Origin of the sequence: Kitasatospora sp. NPDC093806, from assembly GCF_040683335.1 — a bacterium.
Classification (GTDB): Bacteria; Actinomycetota; Actinomycetes; order Streptomycetales; family Streptomycetaceae; genus Kitasatospora.
On sequence record NZ_JBFBDO010000028.1, the window covers coordinates 1 to 16,808 of the forward strand.

Consider the following 16,808-nt stretch of genomic DNA (forward strand, 5'->3'; position numbering starts at 1 on the left):
ACGTTGTCGAGGGCGACGACGCGGGTCTCCCCCTCCCCGTAGACCTTGTTCAGGCCGGTGGCGCGGGCGGCCGCCCGGCCGGTGCGGACGGCGGTTGCGGTCGACGTGGTCACGGGGGTGCTCCTCGGGGTCTGCGGGGAAGGGGGACGGTGCACCTCCATGCTCCGCGACGTGATCATGGTTTTCCGTCGCTCCGCCGGACGGTTGGCCTGACCACCGCTGGGCGTACGTCCAGGTGACGCCCTCCTCCTGGGGTATGACACCGCCCCTGATCGGAACCCCGGTGGCCGGATCGGAGGGGTTCCGTGGCCAAATCACGAACTGTTCGTCAGATGGCAAGGAAACATGACAACTTCCCTGGCTCGGAACATGCGAAAGGGGAGGCCGGGCGACTAGGCTCAGGGGTGGCCCGCACGGGGGCGGAGCTCCGTTCTCCGACCCGCCGACGCGGCCGGATCCACAGGACGCCCGGATGGTGGAACGCAGACACGGGCAGCTTAAAACTGCTTGGCCGTGAGGCCGTGCCGGTTCGAGTCCGGCTCCGGGCACCGAATGACCTGCGGGGACGCCGACCCGGCGTCCCCGCCGGACGTCTCCCGCCGGATCCTCCTCGCGGCGGATGTTGATTTTTTTGCCAAGCCATTACCCTTGTGGTTCGGGCGGTGCAGTGCCGCCACGGAGGGAATGAGCAATGAGAAGCAGCAACCCGGTCTTCTCGCGGGAGGGGTCCTTCACCCGCGAGTCCGGCTACGCGGGTTTCGGGACCACCCAGACCCCGCAGGCCGGGAGCCCGTACGCCGACAACCCGTACGGCAACAACCCGTACGGCAACAATCCCTACGCCAACAGCCCCTACGCCCAGCAGCCGCAGGGCCAGGCGCCGCTGACCGACGAGCAGCTGGCCGAGATGTACGCCGCGCCGTCCGCCGGTCCGCTGGCGACGGGTCGGATGACGCTCGACGACGTGGTCGCGCGCACCGCGATGACGCTGCTCACCCTGGTCGCCGCCGGCGGCCTGGCCTGGTTCGCGCTGCCGGACCGCGCCATCGGCCTCGCCATCGGCGCCTCGCTGGTCGCCATGGTGCTCGGCCTGGTGATCTCGTTCAAGCGCAGCGTCAGCCCGCCGCTGATCCTGCTCTACGCGGGTCTGGAGGGCTTCGCGCTCGGCGCGATCACCAAGTTCTTCAACACGATCTGGCCGGGCATCGCGATCCAGGCGGTGCTGGGGACGGCGGCGGTTTTCGCGGCGATGCTGATCGCCTACAAGACCGGCCGGATCCGGGTCACCCCGCGGTACACCCGGATCGGCATCGCGATCGCCATGGGCTTCGTGCTGCTGCTGATGATCAACATGGTCGCGTCGATGTTCGGCGCCGACATGGGGCTGCGCTCCGGCCCGCTGGGCATCGTGGTCGGCCTGATCGGCATCGGCCTCGGCGCGTTCTTCCTCTCGCTGGACTTCGCGGCCATCGAGGAGGCGATCGCGCACGGTGCCCCGCAGAAGGAGTCCTGGCGGGCCGCCTTCGGGCTCACCCTCTCGCTGGTCTGGATCTACGTCGAGATGCTGCGGCTGATCGCGATCCTGCGCGGCGACGACTGACGTCCGCCGTCACCCGCGCCTCGCGCGCACACTGCCGCCGGGCCCCGGAGCCACCCGCTCCGGGGCCCGGCGGCTTTTGGCTAGGCTCAGCGGCATGTTCGAAGCAGAGCCCTTGACCGAAGCCGTCGACGCCCTGGCGGACCGGTTCCGCGCGATGCCGCAGAGCCGGCTGCTCGGCGCCGTCCCCGGCCACCCCTCGCGGGCGGCGGCCGGGCTGGCGCTGGCCCGCCGGCTGGCCGGGGCGGCGCAGGAGGCCGAGGCGGCCGCGGCCACCGGGGCGGCGGGCGGCGCCGGGCCGGTGCGGGAGCTGCCGGACGCCGGGGCGTTCGCGGTCGGCGACCAGCTCGCGGTGACCGGGCACGACCTGGCGGCGGCGCTGGCCGTCCGGCCGGCGGCGGAGGCCGCGGCGGTCCGGGCGGCGGCGGTGCGGTGGATCGCGGAGACGGCCGCGCTGCTCTGAGCGGCGGGCGCCCCGTCCGGTCCCGGACACGACGAAGGCCGGCCTCGGTAACCCCAGGGCCGGCCCTTGCGCGCGTCGGCGCGTCGGATCAGATGCTGGCCACCACCCGGTCGGCGAGCACGTACACGGCGTCGTCGTCGGTGGAGAAGGTCAGCGAGTAGGAGCCGGAGAACCGGGAGCCGCCGAGCAGCCGGACGTCCTCCCCGGCCCGGACGGCGTCGATCAGCCGGTACGCGGCCTCCCGGTCGCCCGGGGCCACGCAGAGCGTGGTGCCGTCGGCGAAGGCGTAGACGTCCAGGGTGCCGAGCGGGCCGGGGCGGACGTCGATCAGCGCGATGCCCTCCTCGGCGAGCGCGGACAGCCGGGTGTCGGTCCACTCCCGGGACGGTGCCTGGCTGGGCACGAAGTCGGGGTGCGAGGGGTGGCGGCGCGGGTCGGGGGTGGCCACCGGGGCCTCCTCGACGGCCGGCTCGGCGTCCAGCAGCCCGGCCTCCAGGCCGGTGGCCAGCAGGTCGGCCTCGCGGCGGGCGCGGGCGCCCTCGGCGGTCTCGCCGGCCGGGTGGCCGGCCGGGTGGCCGGGCCGCAGCGGGGCGCCGCCCTCGGGGCCGCCGTCGACACCGGCGTCGGCCGGGTGGACGCCGCCCTCGCTGATGAGGTCCTCCAGCGCGGAGCGCAGCGCCTCGCCGAACTCCGGGTCCATGGTGCCGGCGTTGTCGGCGGCCTCGTCCGGTCCGGTCGGCCGGGGGAAGAAGAGCGGCCACTCGTCGGTGGTGCTGAAGACGCTCGCGAACGGGGAGTCGAACAGCGGCGCGTCCTCGGCCGCGCGGGCCTCCTGCTCGGCCCAGAACGCCCGGGCCTCGGTGATCTCCCGCTCGCGGTCGGCGGCCAGCGCCTCGGCGACGGCCCGGCGTATCGCGGCCTCGTCGACGGCGGGGGCGGCGGCGTTCCGGGCCTCCTGCGCGTCCCGGGCGTCCCGGGCGTCCAACCGCCGGGAGATTGACCGGAGGTGGAGCAGTACGGCGGTCGACACGGCGATCAGGATCAGCAACAGGAAGGTGTAGACGGCGCTCACGGAACGTACTCCTAGCGAGGAGCGGAACGGGGTTACGTCTCCACACTGCCGCATCGGATGCTGTTACCGCAGTGGCGAATGTCCAATTTGTCTGTGACTTTCGCTCTTGTCCCCAAATTGTTAGGTAGCAACGCTCTACGCTGCGGAGTTGATCCGCTCCGCACCGTCGATTTCCGGTCCGGAAGCGAAAGAAAAGAGGGCCGGATCGACCTCTCGGTGTGATCCGGCCCTCAATTACGCTGCGTCACTCCAAATGGGTGGTCTGGACCCTTCGGGGTTGACGCGGCCGACCCCGGCCGGTCGGCCCGGGGTCAGCTGAGCCGCTCGATGACCATCGCCATGCCCTGGCCGCCGCCGACGCACATGGTCTCCAGGCCGAACTGCTTGTCGTGCCACTGCAGGGAGTTGATCAGCGTGGTGGTGATCCGGGCGCCGGTCATGCCGAAGGGGTGGCCGACCGCGATGCCGCCGCCGTTGACGTTCAGCTTGTCCAGGTCGATGCCCAGGTCGCGGTAGGACGGGATCACCTGGGCGGCGAACGCCTCGTTGATCTCGACCAGGTCGATGTCGTCGATGGTCAGACCGGCCCGCTTGAGCGCCTGCTTCGAGGCCTCGACCGGGCCGTAGCCCATGATCTCGGGGGAGAGCGCGCTGACGCCGGTGGAGACCACCCGGGCGAGCGGGGTGAGGCCGAGCTCGCGGGCCTTGGTGTCGGACATGATCACCAGGGCCGCGGCGCCGTCGTTCAGCGGGCAGCAGTTGCCGGCGGTCACGGTGCCGTCCGGGCGGAAGACCGGCTTCAGGCCGGCGACGCCCTCCAGCGTGACGCCGGCGCGCGGGCCGTCGTCCGCGCTGACCACGGTGCCGTCCGGCAGCGTGACCGGGGTGATCTCGCGCTGCCAGAAGCCGGCCTTGAGGGCGGCCTCGGTGAGGTTCTGCGAGCGGACGCCGAACTCGTCCTGCTCGGCGCGGGTGATGCCCTTGAGCGCGGCGAGGTTCTCGGCGGTCTGCCCCATCGCGATGTAGGCGTCCGGCAGCAGCCCGTCCTCGCGCGGGTCGTGCCACTCGCCGCCACCCTGCTCCGCGCGCTGCTTGGTGCGGGCCTGGGCCTCGTCGAACAGCGGGTTCATGGTGCCCGGCATGCCGTCCGAGGAGCCGTTGATCGTGCGCGAGACGGTCTCCACGCCGGCGGAGATGAAGACGTCGCCCTCGCCGGCCTTGATCGCGTGCAGCGCCATCCGGGTGGTCTGCAGCGAGGACGCGCAGTACCGGGTGATGGTGGCGCCGGGCAGGTAGTCCATGCCCATCTGGACGGCCACGATGCGGGCCAGGTTGTGGCCCTGCTCGCCGCCGGGCAGACCGCAGCCGAGCATCAGGTCGTCGATGTCGCGCGGGTCGAGCTCCGGGACCTTGGCGAGCGCGGCCTGGATGATGTGCGCGGTCAGGTCGTCCGGGCGGACGTCCTTGAGGGAACCCTTGAAGGCCCGGCCGATCGGCGAACGGGCGGCGCTGACGATGACGGCTTCGGGCATGAGGTGCTCCTCGCTGGGTGACGACGGACTGGCGTCCGGGAGGAAAGTTACCGTCTGGTAGATCAGGCGTCACCGGCCCCAGCGTGTGAGCTGGCCGACGTATTCCCGGCACCCGGCGCGGACTCCCCGCCGGACTCCGCACCGGGCGTCCCAGCTGCCCCGGGCGGCTCCTCCGCCACCCCCGGACCGGCCACCCAGGAGCCCGGCAGGCCGACCCGCAGCCGGTGCCGCAGCAGCGCCCAGCGCCGGCCCGCGCCCTCGGCGCCGACCGCCGCCACCTCGGTGCCGGAGCGGCCCGCCGCGGCCGCCGCGGCCACCTCCACCGGCAGCACCGTCCCGCCGGGGGCCGGGCCGGCCGGCCGCTCCTCCTCCGGCCAGAGGTCCAGCGCGGCGCAGAGCGAGGGCAGCACGGCCATCGCGGCCGTCGCGTAGCCCTGGGCCGAGGGGTGGTAGCGGTCGGCGGCGAACATCTCCGGGCGGGCCGCGAACTCCGGTCCGAGCAGCGAGCCCAGCGAGACCGTCCGGCCGCCCGCCTCGACCACCGCGATGGTCTGGGCGGCGGCCAGCTGGCGGCTCAGCCGGCGGGCCACCCAGCGCAGCGGCGGGCGGACCGGCTTGATCGTCCCGAGGTCCGGGCAGGTGCCGACCACCACCTCGCAGCCGTTCGCGCGCAGCGCGGCGACCGTCTCGCCGAGCTGGCGCACCGCGAGCTGGGCCGGGCTGTGCCGGGTGACGTCATTGGCGCCGACCATGATCACGGCGATGTCCGGCCGCTGCCGCAGGGCCGGCTCCAGCTGTCCGGCCAGGTCGCCGGAGCGGCCGCCGGAGAAGGCCACGTTGACCAGCCGGACCGGGCGCTCGGCCACCGAGGCGAGGCCGGCCGCCAGCAGCGCGCCCGGGGTCTCGCGGGCCCGCAGCACGCCGAGGCCGGCGGCGGTGGAGTCGCCGAGGAAGGCCAGCACCAGCGGCGGCTGCGGCTCGGCGGTGGAGTCGGCGAAGGCCTCGCCGTAGACGCCGTCGGCCTTCGGCGGGTCCCCCTCCAGGACGCCGATGGCCTGCACGGCCAGTTTGCTCTCGGTCAGCAGCAGGCCCACCAGGCCCACCCCCAGTACGCCGAGCCCGCCGCCGCCGTACGCCGCCGCGGTGGCGATCCGGCGGGCGACCCGGGCCCGCGACTCCTGTGCCCCTGGCATCCGGTGCCCCCTTCGCGTCCTCGTGCCGCCCCCGCGGGGCGCCGTTCCCGATGCGTGTACACCCCTAGTACCCGCGATGGCGCCGGCCTACGACGGGGGTGGGCCGTTCGTGGGGCGCACGGGCCAGCCGGGGCCATTGGTACGGCCTAGGCTTTGCAGTACCGAATGCACTCGCATGCCCACAGACCGGGAGGACCCCCGTGCGGTACCACAACTCGATCATCGACCTGGTCGGCAACACGCCGCTGGTCAAGCTGAACAAGGTCACCGAGGGGATCAGCGCGACCGTGCTCGCGAAGGTCGAGTACTTCAACCCCGGCGGCTCGGTGAAGGACCGGATCGCGATGCGCATGATCGAGGCCGCCGAGGCCTCGGGCGCGCTGAAGCCCGGCGGGACCATCGTCGAGCCGACCTCCGGCAACACCGGTGTCGGTCTGGCGATCGTGGCCCAGCAGAAGGGCTACAAGTGCATCTTCGTCTGTCCCGACAAGGTCTCCACCGACAAGATCAACACCCTCCGCGCGTACGGCGCCGAGGTGGTCGTCTGCCCGACCGCCGTCGCCCCCGAGCACCCGGACTCCTACTACAACGTCTCCGACCGCCTGGTCCGCGAGACCCCGAACGCCTGGAAGCCGGACCAGTACTCCAACCCGGACAACCCGGCCTCGCACTACCACTCCACCGGTCCGGAGCTGTGGGAGCAGACCGAGGGGAAGATCACCCACTTCGTGGCGGGCGTCGGCACCGGCGGCACCATCTCCGGCACCGGCAACTACCTGAAGGAGGTCTCCGGCGGCAAGGTCAAGGTGATCGGCGCCGACCCGGAGGGCTCGGTCTACTCGGGCGGCACCGGCCGGCCGTACCTGGTCGAGGGCGTCGGTGAGGACTTCTGGCCGACCGCCTACGACCGCGGCGTCGCGGACGGCATCGTCGCCGTCTCCGACAAGGACTCCTTCCAGATGACCCGCCGCCTGGCCAAGGAGGAGGGCCTGCTGGTCGGCGGCTCCTGCGGGATGGCGGTCGTCGCCGCGCTGGAGGTCGCCAAGGGGCTCGGCCCGGACGACGTCGTCGTCGTGCTGCTGCCGGACGGCGGCCGCGGCTACCTGTCGAAGATCTTCAACGACGACTGGATGGCCGACTACGGCTTCCTGCCGTCCGCCACCGACGAGGCGCACATCGGCGAGGTGCTGGCCCGCAAGGACGCCATCGAGCACGAGGGCATCCCGCAGTTCGTCCACATGCACCCCAACGAGACGGTCGCCGAGGCGGTCCGGGTGCTGCGCGAGTACGGCGTCTCGCAGATGCCGGTGGTCTCGCCGGGCGCCGGGCACCCCGACATCATGGCCGGCGAGGTGATCGGCTCGGTGGTGGAGAAGCTGCTGCTGGAGGGCGTCTTCGCGGGCGACATCCAGCTGACCGACACGCTGGACAAGGTGATGTCCAAGCCGCTGCCGGTGGTCGGCTCCGGCGAGACCGTCACCAACCTGATGTCGGTGCTGGAGAAGGCCGACGCCGCGGTGGTGCTGGTGGAGGGCAAGCCGCAGGGCATCGTCACCCGCCAGGACCTGCTCGGCTTCCTCACCGGCAGCCGCGCCGGCCACTGAGGCCACGCCGGTCACTCCCCCCGACCGGGTGGCTGAGGAACCGTACCGCCCCGGTTCCGTTTCCGGGCGAACTGGTACACCGGCGTCACCTGCGCGCAGCACGCGCTTAACAACGCTGCGGCATCGTGGTGGTCACGGCAAGACGCCGAGCGAGGCGACGGTGACCGTCCGGGAGCGGCTCCCCGGCGGGTACGGATCGCCTCCGGGCACGACGGCCGGCCCTGACCCGGCCGGCGGTGTCCCTTGTCGTGGGAGGCGCCGTCGTCCCGCCCCTGCCCGGCCCCGGCCGGTCGTCAGGGTGCGGCGGCTCCCGCGGCAACCGCGCCGCTTGGCGCGTCTCCGCGGCTCCCGGGTGGGGGAGCCGGCGGAGGCGGCAGGGCCGGTCCTTCATCGAAGGGCCGGCCCTTCCCGTACGCTCGCTCGCATGACCAGCACTGACACGACCGACCAGGACGCCCCGCGCTACGTCCGGCTCCACATCGAGCTCATCGCCGAGATCACCGACGAGGGTGCGCTCAAGGCCGCGGCCCTGGAGCAGGTGGCCGCGGACGAGTACCTCGACGACGACGAGCGCGCGCAGTCCGTCGAGGCCATCGAGGTGGACCCGGCGGGCTCGCTCGCCCACTTCATCGACCCGGTGGCGCTGCTCGGCGACGTCCCGGGCGTCGAGCTCGCCTCGGCGACCTGGGAGTCGGCGAAGACCGACTTCGACCCGGAGGGTGACGAGTGGGACGAGTACGCGGTGGAGGAGCCCGCCGAGTAGGGCTCGTCCGAGCGGGGTTCGTCCGCGACAGCCTGTGACCGCCCGGTCTGCTTTCCGCAGGCCGGGCGGTTTGTCCTATTTGGCGGTAGCTTTCGTCTTCTCATACGATCGCTAGCCGTTGGTGATGGAACCGTGAACGCACGGATTGCGTTTCTCTATCCGTAATGCCCGGATGATCAGCAGGGAGTGGGCGACGTGACGGCACGGGAAGGTCAGGGCCGGGCGACCGGAGGCAGCTGGAGCCGGCGCGGGGTACTGGCGGGCCTGATCGGGGCCCCGGTCCTGCTGCTGGCCGCCTGCAACGACACCAAGGGCACCGAGAACGCCGGCGGCGGCAACGGCGGCTCGGGTAACCCGGGCGGCGGAGCGACCGGCGGCGCCGGCCAGGCCACGCCCAGCGTCACCGCCACCCCGAAGACCTCGGCCGCCGTGATCACGGTCACGCCCGCCGACGGCGCCGCCGCCGCCAGCTTCAGCGACCCGGTCCGGGTCACCGTCACCGGCGGCACGCTCGGCACGGTCAAGGTCACCGACTCCACCGGCAAGGCGCTGGCCGGCGAGCTCTCCGCCGACGGCACCTCCTGGGCCTCCGCCGCGGCCCCGGCCAGCGGCACCAAGTACACCGTCGCGGCCGCCGCCACCGACAAGGACGGCCTGGAGGCCGACGCCAACGCCGTCTTCACCACGGCGACCCCGGCCAACACCTTCGTCGGCTACTTCACCCCCGAGGACGGCTCGACGGTCGGCGTCGGCATGCCCGTCTCGATCAACTTCAGCAAGCCGGTCACCGACCGCAAGGCCGTCCAGCAGGCGATCACCGTGATAGCCGAGCCGGGCGTCGAGATCGTCGGGCACTGGTTCTCCAGCACCCGCCTCGACTTCCGGCCGCAGCAGTACTGGGCCAAGGGCACCAAGGTGACCGTCAAGCTCCGGCTCAAGGACGTCCAGGGCGCGAAGGGCGTCTACGGCACCCAGTCCAAGGACGTCCGCTTCACCGTCGGCCGCGCCCAGACCAGCGTCGCCGACCTCGCCACCAAGAAGCTCACCGTCACCACCGACGGCCAGGTCAGCGCCGTCTACGCGATCTCCGGCGGCTCGCCCGAGTTCCGCACCTGGGGTGGCAAGATGGTGATCACCGAGCAGTACCAGCAGACCCGGATGAACTCGCAGACCGTCGGTCTGGGCAGCGAGTACGACATCCCGGACGTGCCGCACGCCCAGCGGCTCAGCACCTCCGGCACCTTCATCCACGGCAACTACTGGTCCCCGGCCTCGACCTTCGGCAGCCAGAACACCAGCCACGGCTGCGTCGGCCTGCGCGACGTCAAGGGCGGGCAGGACCAGAACGCCGACGGCTACAAGTTCTTCAAGAGCTCGATGATCGGCGACGTGGTCGAGGTCGTGAACTCCGGGGACAAGACCGTCGTCCCGTCCAACGGCCTCAACGGCTGGAACATGGGCTGGGCCGAGTGGAAGGCCGGCAGCGCCCTCTGACGCTCCGGCCCCGGGCTCCTCGACGCCCGCGGGGTCCCGGGCACGGGCCACAACGCGACGGCCGAAAACCGCCGGACTCGCGGCGGCCGCGGCGGGAGGGTGGAGGCATGACCACGACCTCCACCGCACCGTCCGCCCCGTCCGCCCCGCCCGTCCTGACCGTCCGGCCGATCGACCCCGCCGTGCACCGCGCCCTGCTGGTCCGCGACGACGCCGGCCGCCCGCCGGTGCGCTCGGTCGACGAGACCGGCGGCGCCCCGCTGCGCTGCTGCCTCACCCGGGCCCTGCCCGGCGACCGGATCGCCCTGGTGGGCTACGCGCCGCTGCGCCGCTGGGCCGCCGAGACCGGGGCCGACCCGGGCCCGTACGACGAGCTCGGCCCGGTCTTCGTGCACGACGGCCCGTGCGCCGGGCCGGCCGGCGCGGGCGACTGGCCGGACGGCTTCCACGGCGCCGAGCGGGTGCTGCGCGCCTACGACCGGCACGGCCACATCCTGGGCGGGGTGCCGGTCCTCCCGGAGACCGCCGAGGCGGGCGCGGCAGCGCTGCTCGCCGACCCGGAGGTGGCGGTGGTGCACGTCCGCGCGCTGCACTTCGGCTGCTTCATGCACGAGGTGCGGCGCGGCTGAGCGGCTGGCGCCCGGGGCGGTCGGTGCCGGGGCGGTCAGCGCTTGGCGTAGTCGACGTAGCCCTGCCAGTCCAGGACGACCGCCGGCTCGTCGCCGACCACCCAGGCGTCGTGACCGGGCGCGCAGAGCATGAAGTCGCCGGGGCCGAACTCTTCCTCCTGGCCGTCGTCCATGACGACCTTCAACCGTCCGGACAGGACGTAGCCGGCGTGGGAGGCCTGGCAGCTGTCCGTCCCGGCGAGCGGCTTGACGTGCTGCGACCACTGCCAGCCGGGCTGGAACACCGCCCGTCCGACGCCCCCGCCGTCCAGGTGGACCAGGCGCATCTCGCCCTTGTCCGCCTCGAACGGGCGGACCTCGTCGGGATCGGTGTCGAAGTTCCTGCGGATGAGACCGGCCATGAGGGGCTCCTCGGGGACGAGGGCGGCCGCGCCACCGGGACAGGTGGCGCGGCCGCCCAACCGGTCCTTCCAGTCTGCGCCCGCCCGCGGTTCCCGGAAACCCGGGGGCTCAGCCCTCGGCGGGCGTGCGGGCCACCCCGATCGGGCAGCTGGCGCCGGTGCCGCCGAGGCCGCAGTAGCCGTTCGGGTTCTTGGCGTCCGAGAGGTACTGCTGGTGGTACGGCTCGGCCGGGTAGAACGGGCCGGCCGGCGCGATCTCGGTGGTGATCGCGCCGAGGCCGAGCGCGCGCAGCTCCGGCTGGAAGGCGTCCCGGGTGGCGGTCACGGCGGCGGCCTGGGCCGCGGAGTGGGTGTAGACGGCGGAGCGGTACTGGGTGCCGACGTCGTTGCCCTGGCGGTTGCCCTGGGTCGGGTCGTGCGCCTCCCAGAAGGTCTTCAGCAGCCGCTCGTAGGAGACCACCGCCGGGTCGAAGACCACCCGGACCGCCTCGGTGTGCCCGGTCAGCCCGCTGCACACCTCCTCGTACGTCGGGTTCGGGGTGTACCCGCCCTGGTAGCCGACCAGCGTCGTCCAGACGCCGGGCAGCCGCCAGAACGTCCGCTCGGCGCCCCAGAAGCAGCCCAGCCCGAAGTCGGCCACCTCCAGCCCGGCCGGGTACGGGCCGGTGAGCGGGTGGCCGAGCACGGTGTGCGGCTCGCGCAGGGTGAAGGACGGGGTCTCCCGACCGGGCAGCGCCTGGTCGGCGGGGACGAGCGAGGTCTTGTGGCGGTTGAACAGCACGGCCTGCTCCATCGGTTCGGGGGCGGTTGCGGGAGGTTGCGCAGGGTTCAACGCGGTCGGCCGCCCGGGGATTCCAGGCCGTTCCCGGCCGTTCCCGGGCTTGCGCGCGGCACCCCGCCGTTCGCCGACTACGCTCGGAGCATGACCGAGCACCAGCTTCCCCAGGGCTTCGAGACCCTCGCCATCCACGCGGGTCAGGAAGCAGACCCCCAGACCGGGGCCGTCGTCACGCCGATCTACCAGGTGTCCACCTACAAGCAGGACGGGGTGGGCGGCCTGCGGGGCGGCTACGAGTACAGCCGCAGCGCCAACCCGACCCGCACCGCGCTGGAGGAGTGCCTCGCGGCGCTGGAGGGCGGTTCCCGCGGCCTCGCCTTCGCCTCCGGCCTGGCGGCCGAGGACACCCTGCTGCGCACCATCCTCAAGCCCGGCGACCACATCGTCATCCCCAACGACGCCTACGGCGGCACCTTCCGGCTCTTCGCCAAGGTGCTGACCCGCTGGGGCGTCGAGTTCTCCGTCGCCAACACCCAGGACCTGGCGACCGTCCGCGAGGCGCTGCGCCCCAACACCCGCGCGGTCTGGGTGGAGACCCCGTCCAACCCGCTGCTGGGCATCACCGACCTGACCGCGCTGGCCGAGATCGCGCACGGCGCGGGCGCGCTGCTGGTGGTCGACAACACCTTCGCCAGCCCGTACCTGCAGCAGCCGATCGCGCTCGGCGCGGACGCGGTCGTGCACTCGACCACCAAGTACATGGGCGGCCACTCGGACGTCGTCGGCGGCGCCCTGGTGCTGGCCGAGGCCGGCCTGGGCGAGGAGGTCGCGTACCACCAGAACGCGATGGGCGCGGTCGCCGGCCCGTTCGACTCCTGGCTGGTGCTGCGCGGCATCAAGACCCTCGGGGTCCGGATGGACCGGCACAGCGCGAACGCCGAGAAGGTCGCCGAGCTGCTGGTCGGCCACCCGAAGGTCAGCCAGGTGCTGTACCCGGGCCTGGCCGAGCACGCCGGCCACGACATCGCCGCCAAGCAGATGAAGGCCTTCGGCGGGATGGTGTCGTTCCGGGTCGACGGCGGCGAGGAGGCGGCGGTCGAGGTCTGCAACCGGACCGAGCTGTTCACCCTCGGCGAGTCGCTGGGCGGCGTCGAGTCGCTGATCGAGCACCCGGGCCGGATGACCCACGCCTCGGTGGCCGGTTCGGCGCTGGAGGTGCCGGCCGACCTGATCCGGGTCTCGGTCGGCATCGAGTCGATCGACGACCTGCTGGCCGACCTCAAGCAGGCGCTGGGCTAGCTCGCCGTCACGCGCCCTGCCGGCCCGCCGTGTACGACTCCATCGAGTGGTTGAAGCGGGCCAGCAGGGCGCAGAACGCCTGCTGCTCCTCGCGCGGCCAGTCGGCGACCAGCTGACGCGTCAACTCGGTGCGTCCGGCCCGGACTTCGGCCAGCCGGTCGGCGCCGAGCGGGGTCAGCGCGAGCCGGACGGCGCGCCGGTCGGCCGGGTCCTGCACCCGGCCGACCAGGCCCGCCGCGACCAGCGGGGCGACCTGCCGGGTGACGGTGGAGGAGTCGACGCCGAGCGCGTCGGCCAGGGCCTTGACGTTGGCGGGCCCGAGCCGTTCCAGCCGTTCGAGCAGCAGATAGGCCGCCCGGACCAGGGCGGCCACCCCGTCGGAGCCGCGGACCTGTTCCATGCGGCGGGCGAACACCGCCAGTTGGTACTGGAGCTGGGTGTGCACGGGGTCGGTGAGGCCGGAGGCCTGGGGCGAGGTCGTCGTCATCGTGGCTCACGATCGTCGTGCGGTGAGAGAGACACGCCCTAGCAGCGTACGCGGGCCGGGCGGGCCCGGGAACAGGTCCGACGCCCCGGCGTCCGAGCGCCTACGCTGCTGCCATGCAGAGCTGGCCGATCACCCTCGACGACGTCCGCGGTGCCCAGAAGATGCTCGTCGGGGTCGCCCGGGTGACGCCGATGGAGGGCAGCCGGCACCTGTCGGCGACGGTCGGCGCGCCGGTCCACCTGAAGTGCGAGAACCTCCAGCGCACCGGCTCGTTCAAACTGCGCGGGGCGTACGTGCGGATCGCGGGCCTCTCGCCGGTGCAGCGGGCCGGCGGGGTGGTCGCGGCGAGTGCCGGGAACCACGCCCAGGGGGTGGCGCTGGCCGCCGCGCTGCTCGGGGTGCGGTCGACCGTGTTCATGCCGGTGGCCGCGCCGCTGCCGAAGATCGCGGCGACCCGGGAGTACGGCGCCGAGGTCCGGCTGCACGGGGCCACCGTGGACGAGGCGCTGGCGGCGGCGCAGCGGTTCGCCGAGGCGAACGGCGCGGTGTTCATCCACCCCTTCGACCACCGGGACGTGGTGATCGGCCAGGCCACCGTCGGGCTGGAGATCCTGGAGCAGTGCCCCGAGGTGCGGACCATCCTGGTCGGGGTGGGCGGCGGCGGGCTGCTCGCCGGGATCGCGGCGGCGGTGAAGCCGCTGCGGCCGGACGTGCGGGTGATCGGGGTGCAGGCGGCGGGCGCGGCGGCGTACCCGCCCTCGCTGGCGGCCGGGCGCCCGGTGTCGCTGGAACGGTTCGCCACGATGGCGGACGGGATCATGGTCGGCCGGCCGGGGGACATCCCGTTCGAGATCGTCAACACCCTGGCGGACGGCGTCCGGACGGTCTCCGAGGACTCGCTCTCCCGGGCCCTGCTGCTCGGGCTGGAGCGGCTGAAGCTGGTGGTGGAGCCGGCCGGGGCGAGCCCGGTGGCGGCGCTGCTGGAGCGGCCGGACTCCTTCGAGGGGCCGGTGGTGGCGGTGCTGTCCGGCGGCAACATCGACCCGCAGCTGATGCAGCGGGTGCTGCGGCACGGGCTGGCGGCGGCCGGCCGCTACCTCTCGCTGCGGGTGCGACTGGCGGACAAGCCGGGTTCGCTGGCGGACCTGCTCGGGGTGCTGACCAGGGTGGACGCCAATGTGCTGGACGTGGCGCACGTGCGGGTCGATCCGCAGCTCGGGCTGACCGAGGTCGAGGTGGACCTGCACCTGGAGACCAAGGGGCCGGAGCACTGCGCGGCGGTGCTCGGGGAGCTGCGGGACGCGGGGTACGTGGTCTCCCGGTAGTGGTCTCCCGGTAGCGGCCTCCCGGTGGCGGCCTCCCGGGACGGCGGCGAGGGTTCTCCCGGGGTTCCGGTTTTGATTCTTGACGCGATATATCGCGTACTGCCATCCTCGCGATACATCGCGTTCCGCCACGGTGTGGCGACAACCGGGTCGCTTGCGTGCCCGAAATCTGGGCAAAGTGTGACAGAACGCCCATATCGTCCGAGGAGATGAGGCAGGCCCATGGCGCCAGCCATCCAAGCCGAGAACCTGGTGAAGACCTTCGGAGACGTCCGCGCCCTCGACGGCGTGAGCCTCGACGTCCCCGAGGGCACGGTGCTCGGACTGCTCGGCCCGAACGGGGCCGGCAAGACCACCACCGTGCGCGTCCTCACCACCCTGCTCCGCCCCGACTCCGGCCACGCGGTGGTCGCCGGCGTCGACGTCCTCAAGCACCCCAACCGGGTCCGCAGCCTGATCGGGCTCTCCGGCCAGTACGCCGCGGTCGACGAGTACCTCACCGGCTTCGAGAACCTCCAGATGGTCGGCGAGCTCTACCAGATGCCGGTCCGCGAGGCGAAGACCCGGGCGCTCGAACTGCTGGAGTGGTTCAACCTCACCGAGGCCAAGGACCGCATCGCCAAGACCTACTCCGGCGGCATGCGGCGCCGGCTCGACCTGGCCGCCGCCCTGGTGGTCCGCCCGCCGGTGATGTTCCTGGACGAGCCCACCACCGGCCTCGACCCGCGCAACCGGCTCGCCCTGTGGGAGGTCATCGAGACCCTGGTCGAACAGGGCACCACGCTGCTGCTCACCACCCAGTACCTGGAGGAGGCCGACCGGCTCGCCCACGACATCGCCGTGGTCGACCACGGCCGGGTGATCGCGCGCGGCACCGCCGACCAGCTCAAGGCGCAGATCGGCGGCGAGCGGATCGAGGTCGTCGTGCACCGGCCCGACCTGGTCGCCGACGCGGTCGCGGCGCTCTCCGGGTACGCGCTCGGCGAGCCCGCCGTCGAGAAGAACACCCGCCGGATCACCGTGCCGGTCAGCGGCGGCGCCCGGGTGCTCGCCGACGTGATCCGCGAACTCGACGCCCGCTCGATCGAGATCGACGACATCGGCCTGCGCAGACCGACCCTGGACGACGTCTTCCTCTCGCTCACCGGCCACCACACCGAGGCCGACGAGGAGGGCAACGGCGCCGCCGCGGGCAAGGGCAGACCCGGGGCCGGCGGGGACAAGCAGGCCGTCGCGGCCGGACGGGAGCGCTGAGATGACGACCGCCACCGAGCACGCCATCGGCGGTGCGGTGCCCAAGCAGCGCCGGGGCGCGGCCGCCACCCTGCACGACTCCTGGGTGGTCGCCAAGCGCAACCTGCGCCGGATGACCCGGATACCCGAGATCGTGGTGTTCGGCCTGATGCAGCCGGTCATGTTCGTGCTGCTGTTCTCGTACGTTATGGGCGGGGCGATCCAGATCCCCGGGACGCAGGCCAGCTCCTCGACCTACATCCAGTTCCTGATGGCCGGCATCTTCGCCCAGACCGTCACCTTCGCGACGGCCGGCGCCTCGGCCGGCATCGCCGAGGACATGTCCAAGGGCCTGGTGGACCGGTTCCGCTCACTGCCGATGGCCCGCTCCGCGGTGCTGGTCGGCCGCACCCTGGCGGACCTCTGCCAGACCGCGTTCACCCTGGTGGTGCTGGCGCTGGTGGCGCTCGCGGTCGGCTGGCGGATCCACGAGGGGCTGCTGTCCGCGCTGGGCGCGTTCGGGCTGCTGCTCCTGCTCGGCTACGCCTTCTCCTGGATCGGCGCGCTGATCGGCCTCTCGGTGCGCAGCCCCGAGGCGGCCACCTCGGCCGGGCTGATCTGGCTCTTCCCGCTGACCTTCATCTCCAACGCCTTCGTGCCGGTCAGCTCGATGCCGGGCTGGCTGCAGGGGATCGCCTACTGGAACCCGTTCAGCGCCACCGTGCAGGCCTGCCGGGACCTCTTCGGCAACCAGGTGGGGCCGGTGGACGACGTCTGGTCGATGCAGCACGCGGCGCTGACCTCGGTGCTGTGGTCGATCGTGATCATCGCAGTGTTCGCCTGGCTGTCGGTGCGCAAGTACCGCTCGGCCGCCGCCTGAGCCTTTCGGCGGGTACGCGCGAGGGCGGCCGTGGATGTGCTCCACGGCCGCCCTCGGT

The 16,808-nt window shown here is 72.8% G+C and carries 16 protein-coding genes, 1 tRNA gene and 1 pseudogene; 11 read left to right on the plus strand and 7 right to left on the minus strand.

The annotated features are described in order from the left end of the window. Positions 1-161 (minus strand): annotated as a pseudogene (locus AB0N76_RS16415) (ABC transporter ATP-binding protein); the annotation flags it as partial. Positions 162-466: 305 nt separating this feature from the next. Between AB0N76_RS16415 and AB0N76_RS16420 the strand changes: the two are divergent. From AB0N76_RS16420 to AB0N76_RS16430, 3 genes are all read left to right on the plus strand, one after another. Then, positions 467-548, plus strand: a tRNA-Leu gene (locus tag AB0N76_RS16420). Positions 549-691: 143 nt separating this feature from the next. Further along, a complete protein-coding gene (locus tag AB0N76_RS16425) occupies positions 692-1,600 on the plus strand; it encodes a Bax inhibitor-1/YccA family protein (RefSeq protein WP_363557566.1) in 909 nt (302 codons plus the stop codon). Positions 1,601-1,694: 94 nt separating this feature from the next. Then, entirely contained in the window at positions 1,695-2,060 is a 366-nt protein-coding gene (locus AB0N76_RS16430) for a hypothetical protein (RefSeq protein ID WP_363557568.1), read from the plus strand. An 88-nt stretch (positions 2,061-2,148) separates the two neighbouring features. Here the strand turns inward: AB0N76_RS16430 and AB0N76_RS16435 are convergent, their stop codons facing one another. From AB0N76_RS16435 to AB0N76_RS16445, 3 genes are all read right to left on the minus strand, one after another. After that, positions 2,149-3,132, minus strand: a complete 984-nt coding sequence (locus tag AB0N76_RS16435; protein WP_363557570.1) for a hypothetical protein — start codon at positions 3,130-3,132, stop codon at positions 2,149-2,151. Between the two features lie 311 nt (positions 3,133-3,443). Further along, complete coding sequence (locus AB0N76_RS16440) at positions 3,444-4,664, minus strand: acetyl-CoA C-acetyltransferase (protein WP_363557572.1); 1,221 nt, start codon at positions 4,662-4,664, stop codon at positions 3,444-3,446. A gap of 62 nt (positions 4,665-4,726) precedes the next feature. Next, complete coding sequence (locus AB0N76_RS16445; protein ID WP_363557574.1) at positions 4,727-5,857, minus strand: SGNH/GDSL hydrolase family protein; 1,131 nt, start codon at positions 5,855-5,857, stop codon at positions 4,727-4,729. 200 nt (positions 5,858-6,057) lie between these two features. Between AB0N76_RS16445 and AB0N76_RS16450 the strand changes: the two genes are divergently transcribed. The 4 genes from AB0N76_RS16450 to AB0N76_RS16465 all read left to right on the plus strand — a co-directional run bounded on the left by AB0N76_RS16450 (position 6,058) and on the right by AB0N76_RS16465 (position 10,347). After that, positions 6,058-7,461, plus strand: a complete 1,404-nt coding sequence (locus tag AB0N76_RS16450; RefSeq protein WP_363557576.1) for a cystathionine beta-synthase — start codon at positions 6,058-6,060, stop codon at positions 7,459-7,461. A gap of 424 nt (positions 7,462-7,885) precedes the next feature. Next, positions 7,886-8,224, plus strand: coding sequence for a hypothetical protein (locus AB0N76_RS16455; protein WP_363557578.1), 339 nt, complete (start codon positions 7,886-7,888; stop codon positions 8,222-8,224). 195 nt (positions 8,225-8,419) lie between these two features. Beyond that, positions 8,420-9,718: an Ig-like domain-containing protein gene (locus tag AB0N76_RS16460; RefSeq protein WP_363557580.1), complete on the plus strand. Its 1,299-nt coding sequence runs from the start codon at positions 8,420-8,422 to the stop codon at positions 9,716-9,718. Positions 9,719-9,825: 107 nt separating this feature from the next. After that, the gene (locus AB0N76_RS16465) at positions 9,826-10,347 is read left to right on the plus strand and encodes a DUF1203 domain-containing protein (RefSeq protein WP_363557582.1); all 522 of its coding nucleotides are present in this window, start codon (positions 9,826-9,828) and stop codon (positions 10,345-10,347) included. Between the two features lie 35 nt (positions 10,348-10,382). On the opposite strand, the gene AB0N76_RS16470 is transcribed toward AB0N76_RS16465, so the two are convergent. Together AB0N76_RS16470 and msrA are read right to left on the minus strand one after the other, a co-directional pair. Next, positions 10,383-10,748: a cupin domain-containing protein gene (locus AB0N76_RS16470; RefSeq protein ID WP_363557584.1), complete on the minus strand. Its 366-nt coding sequence runs from the start codon at positions 10,746-10,748 to the stop codon at positions 10,383-10,385. A 109-nt stretch (positions 10,749-10,857) separates the two neighbouring features. Then, positions 10,858-11,541 carry a peptide-methionine (S)-S-oxide reductase MsrA gene (gene msrA / locus AB0N76_RS16475; RefSeq protein WP_363557586.1) on the minus strand — a complete coding sequence of 228 codons (684 nt, stop codon included), beginning with the start codon at positions 11,539-11,541 and terminating at the stop codon, positions 10,858-10,860. A 129-nt stretch (positions 11,542-11,670) separates the two neighbouring features. Between msrA and AB0N76_RS16480 the strand changes: the two genes are divergently transcribed. Then, entirely contained in the window at positions 11,671-12,825 is a 1,155-nt protein-coding gene (locus AB0N76_RS16480; protein ID WP_363557588.1) for a cystathionine gamma-synthase, read from the plus strand. A 7-nt stretch (positions 12,826-12,832) separates the two neighbouring features. Here the strand turns inward: AB0N76_RS16480 and AB0N76_RS16485 are convergent, their stop codons facing one another. After that, entirely contained in the window at positions 12,833-13,312 is a 480-nt protein-coding gene (locus AB0N76_RS16485) for a MarR family transcriptional regulator (RefSeq protein WP_363557590.1), read from the minus strand. Between the two features lie 113 nt (positions 13,313-13,425). Here AB0N76_RS16485 and ilvA point away from each other — a divergent pair, with 113 nt between their 5' ends. From ilvA to AB0N76_RS16500, 3 genes are all read left to right on the plus strand, one after another. Next, the gene (gene ilvA, locus AB0N76_RS16490) at positions 13,426-14,637 is read left to right on the plus strand and encodes a threonine ammonia-lyase (RefSeq protein WP_363557592.1); all 1,212 of its coding nucleotides are present in this window, start codon (positions 13,426-13,428) and stop codon (positions 14,635-14,637) included. A gap of 222 nt (positions 14,638-14,859) precedes the next feature. Further along, a complete protein-coding gene (locus AB0N76_RS16495) occupies positions 14,860-15,891 on the plus strand; it encodes an ATP-binding cassette domain-containing protein (protein WP_363557594.1) in 1,032 nt (343 codons plus the stop codon). 1 nt (position 15,892) lies between these two features. Then, complete coding sequence (locus AB0N76_RS16500; protein WP_363557596.1) at positions 15,893-16,750, plus strand: ABC transporter permease; 858 nt, start codon at positions 15,893-15,895, stop codon at positions 16,748-16,750. Positions 16,751-16,808: the final 58 nt, after the last annotated feature.

Bases quoted from the DNA above. Each gene is read 5' to 3' on its own strand.
- msrA (WP_363557586.1), bottom strand. From the start codon at position 11,541: ATGGAGCAGGCCGTGCTGTTCAACCGCCACAAGACCTCGCTCGTCCCC.
- AB0N76_RS16465 (WP_363557582.1), top strand. From the start codon at position 9,826: ATGACCACGACCTCCACCGCACCGTCCGCCCCGTCCGCCCCGCCCGTC.
- ilvA (WP_363557592.1), top strand. From the start codon at position 13,426: ATGCAGAGCTGGCCGATCACCCTCGACGACGTCCGCGGTGCCCAGAAG.
- AB0N76_RS16495 (WP_363557594.1), top strand. From the start codon at position 14,860: ATGGCGCCAGCCATCCAAGCCGAGAACCTGGTGAAGACCTTCGGAGAC.
- AB0N76_RS16425 (WP_363557566.1), top strand. From the start codon at position 692: ATGAGAAGCAGCAACCCGGTCTTCTCGCGGGAGGGGTCCTTCACCCGC.
- AB0N76_RS16485 (WP_363557590.1), bottom strand. From the start codon at position 13,312: ATGACGACGACCTCGCCCCAGGCCTCCGGCCTCACCGACCCCGTGCAC.
- AB0N76_RS16440 (WP_363557572.1), bottom strand. From the start codon at position 4,664: ATGCCCGAAGCCGTCATCGTCAGCGCCGCCCGTTCGCCGATCGGCCGG.
- AB0N76_RS16430 (WP_363557568.1), top strand. From the start codon at position 1,695: ATGTTCGAAGCAGAGCCCTTGACCGAAGCCGTCGACGCCCTGGCGGAC.
- AB0N76_RS16480 (WP_363557588.1), top strand. From the start codon at position 11,671: ATGACCGAGCACCAGCTTCCCCAGGGCTTCGAGACCCTCGCCATCCAC.
- AB0N76_RS16500 (WP_363557596.1), top strand. From the start codon at position 15,893: ATGACGACCGCCACCGAGCACGCCATCGGCGGTGCGGTGCCCAAGCAG.
- AB0N76_RS16445 (WP_363557574.1), bottom strand. From the start codon at position 5,857: ATGCCAGGGGCACAGGAGTCGCGGGCCCGGGTCGCCCGCCGGATCGCC.
- AB0N76_RS16470 (WP_363557584.1), bottom strand. From the start codon at position 10,748: ATGGCCGGTCTCATCCGCAGGAACTTCGACACCGATCCCGACGAGGTC.
- AB0N76_RS16455 (WP_363557578.1), top strand. From the start codon at position 7,886: ATGACCAGCACTGACACGACCGACCAGGACGCCCCGCGCTACGTCCGG.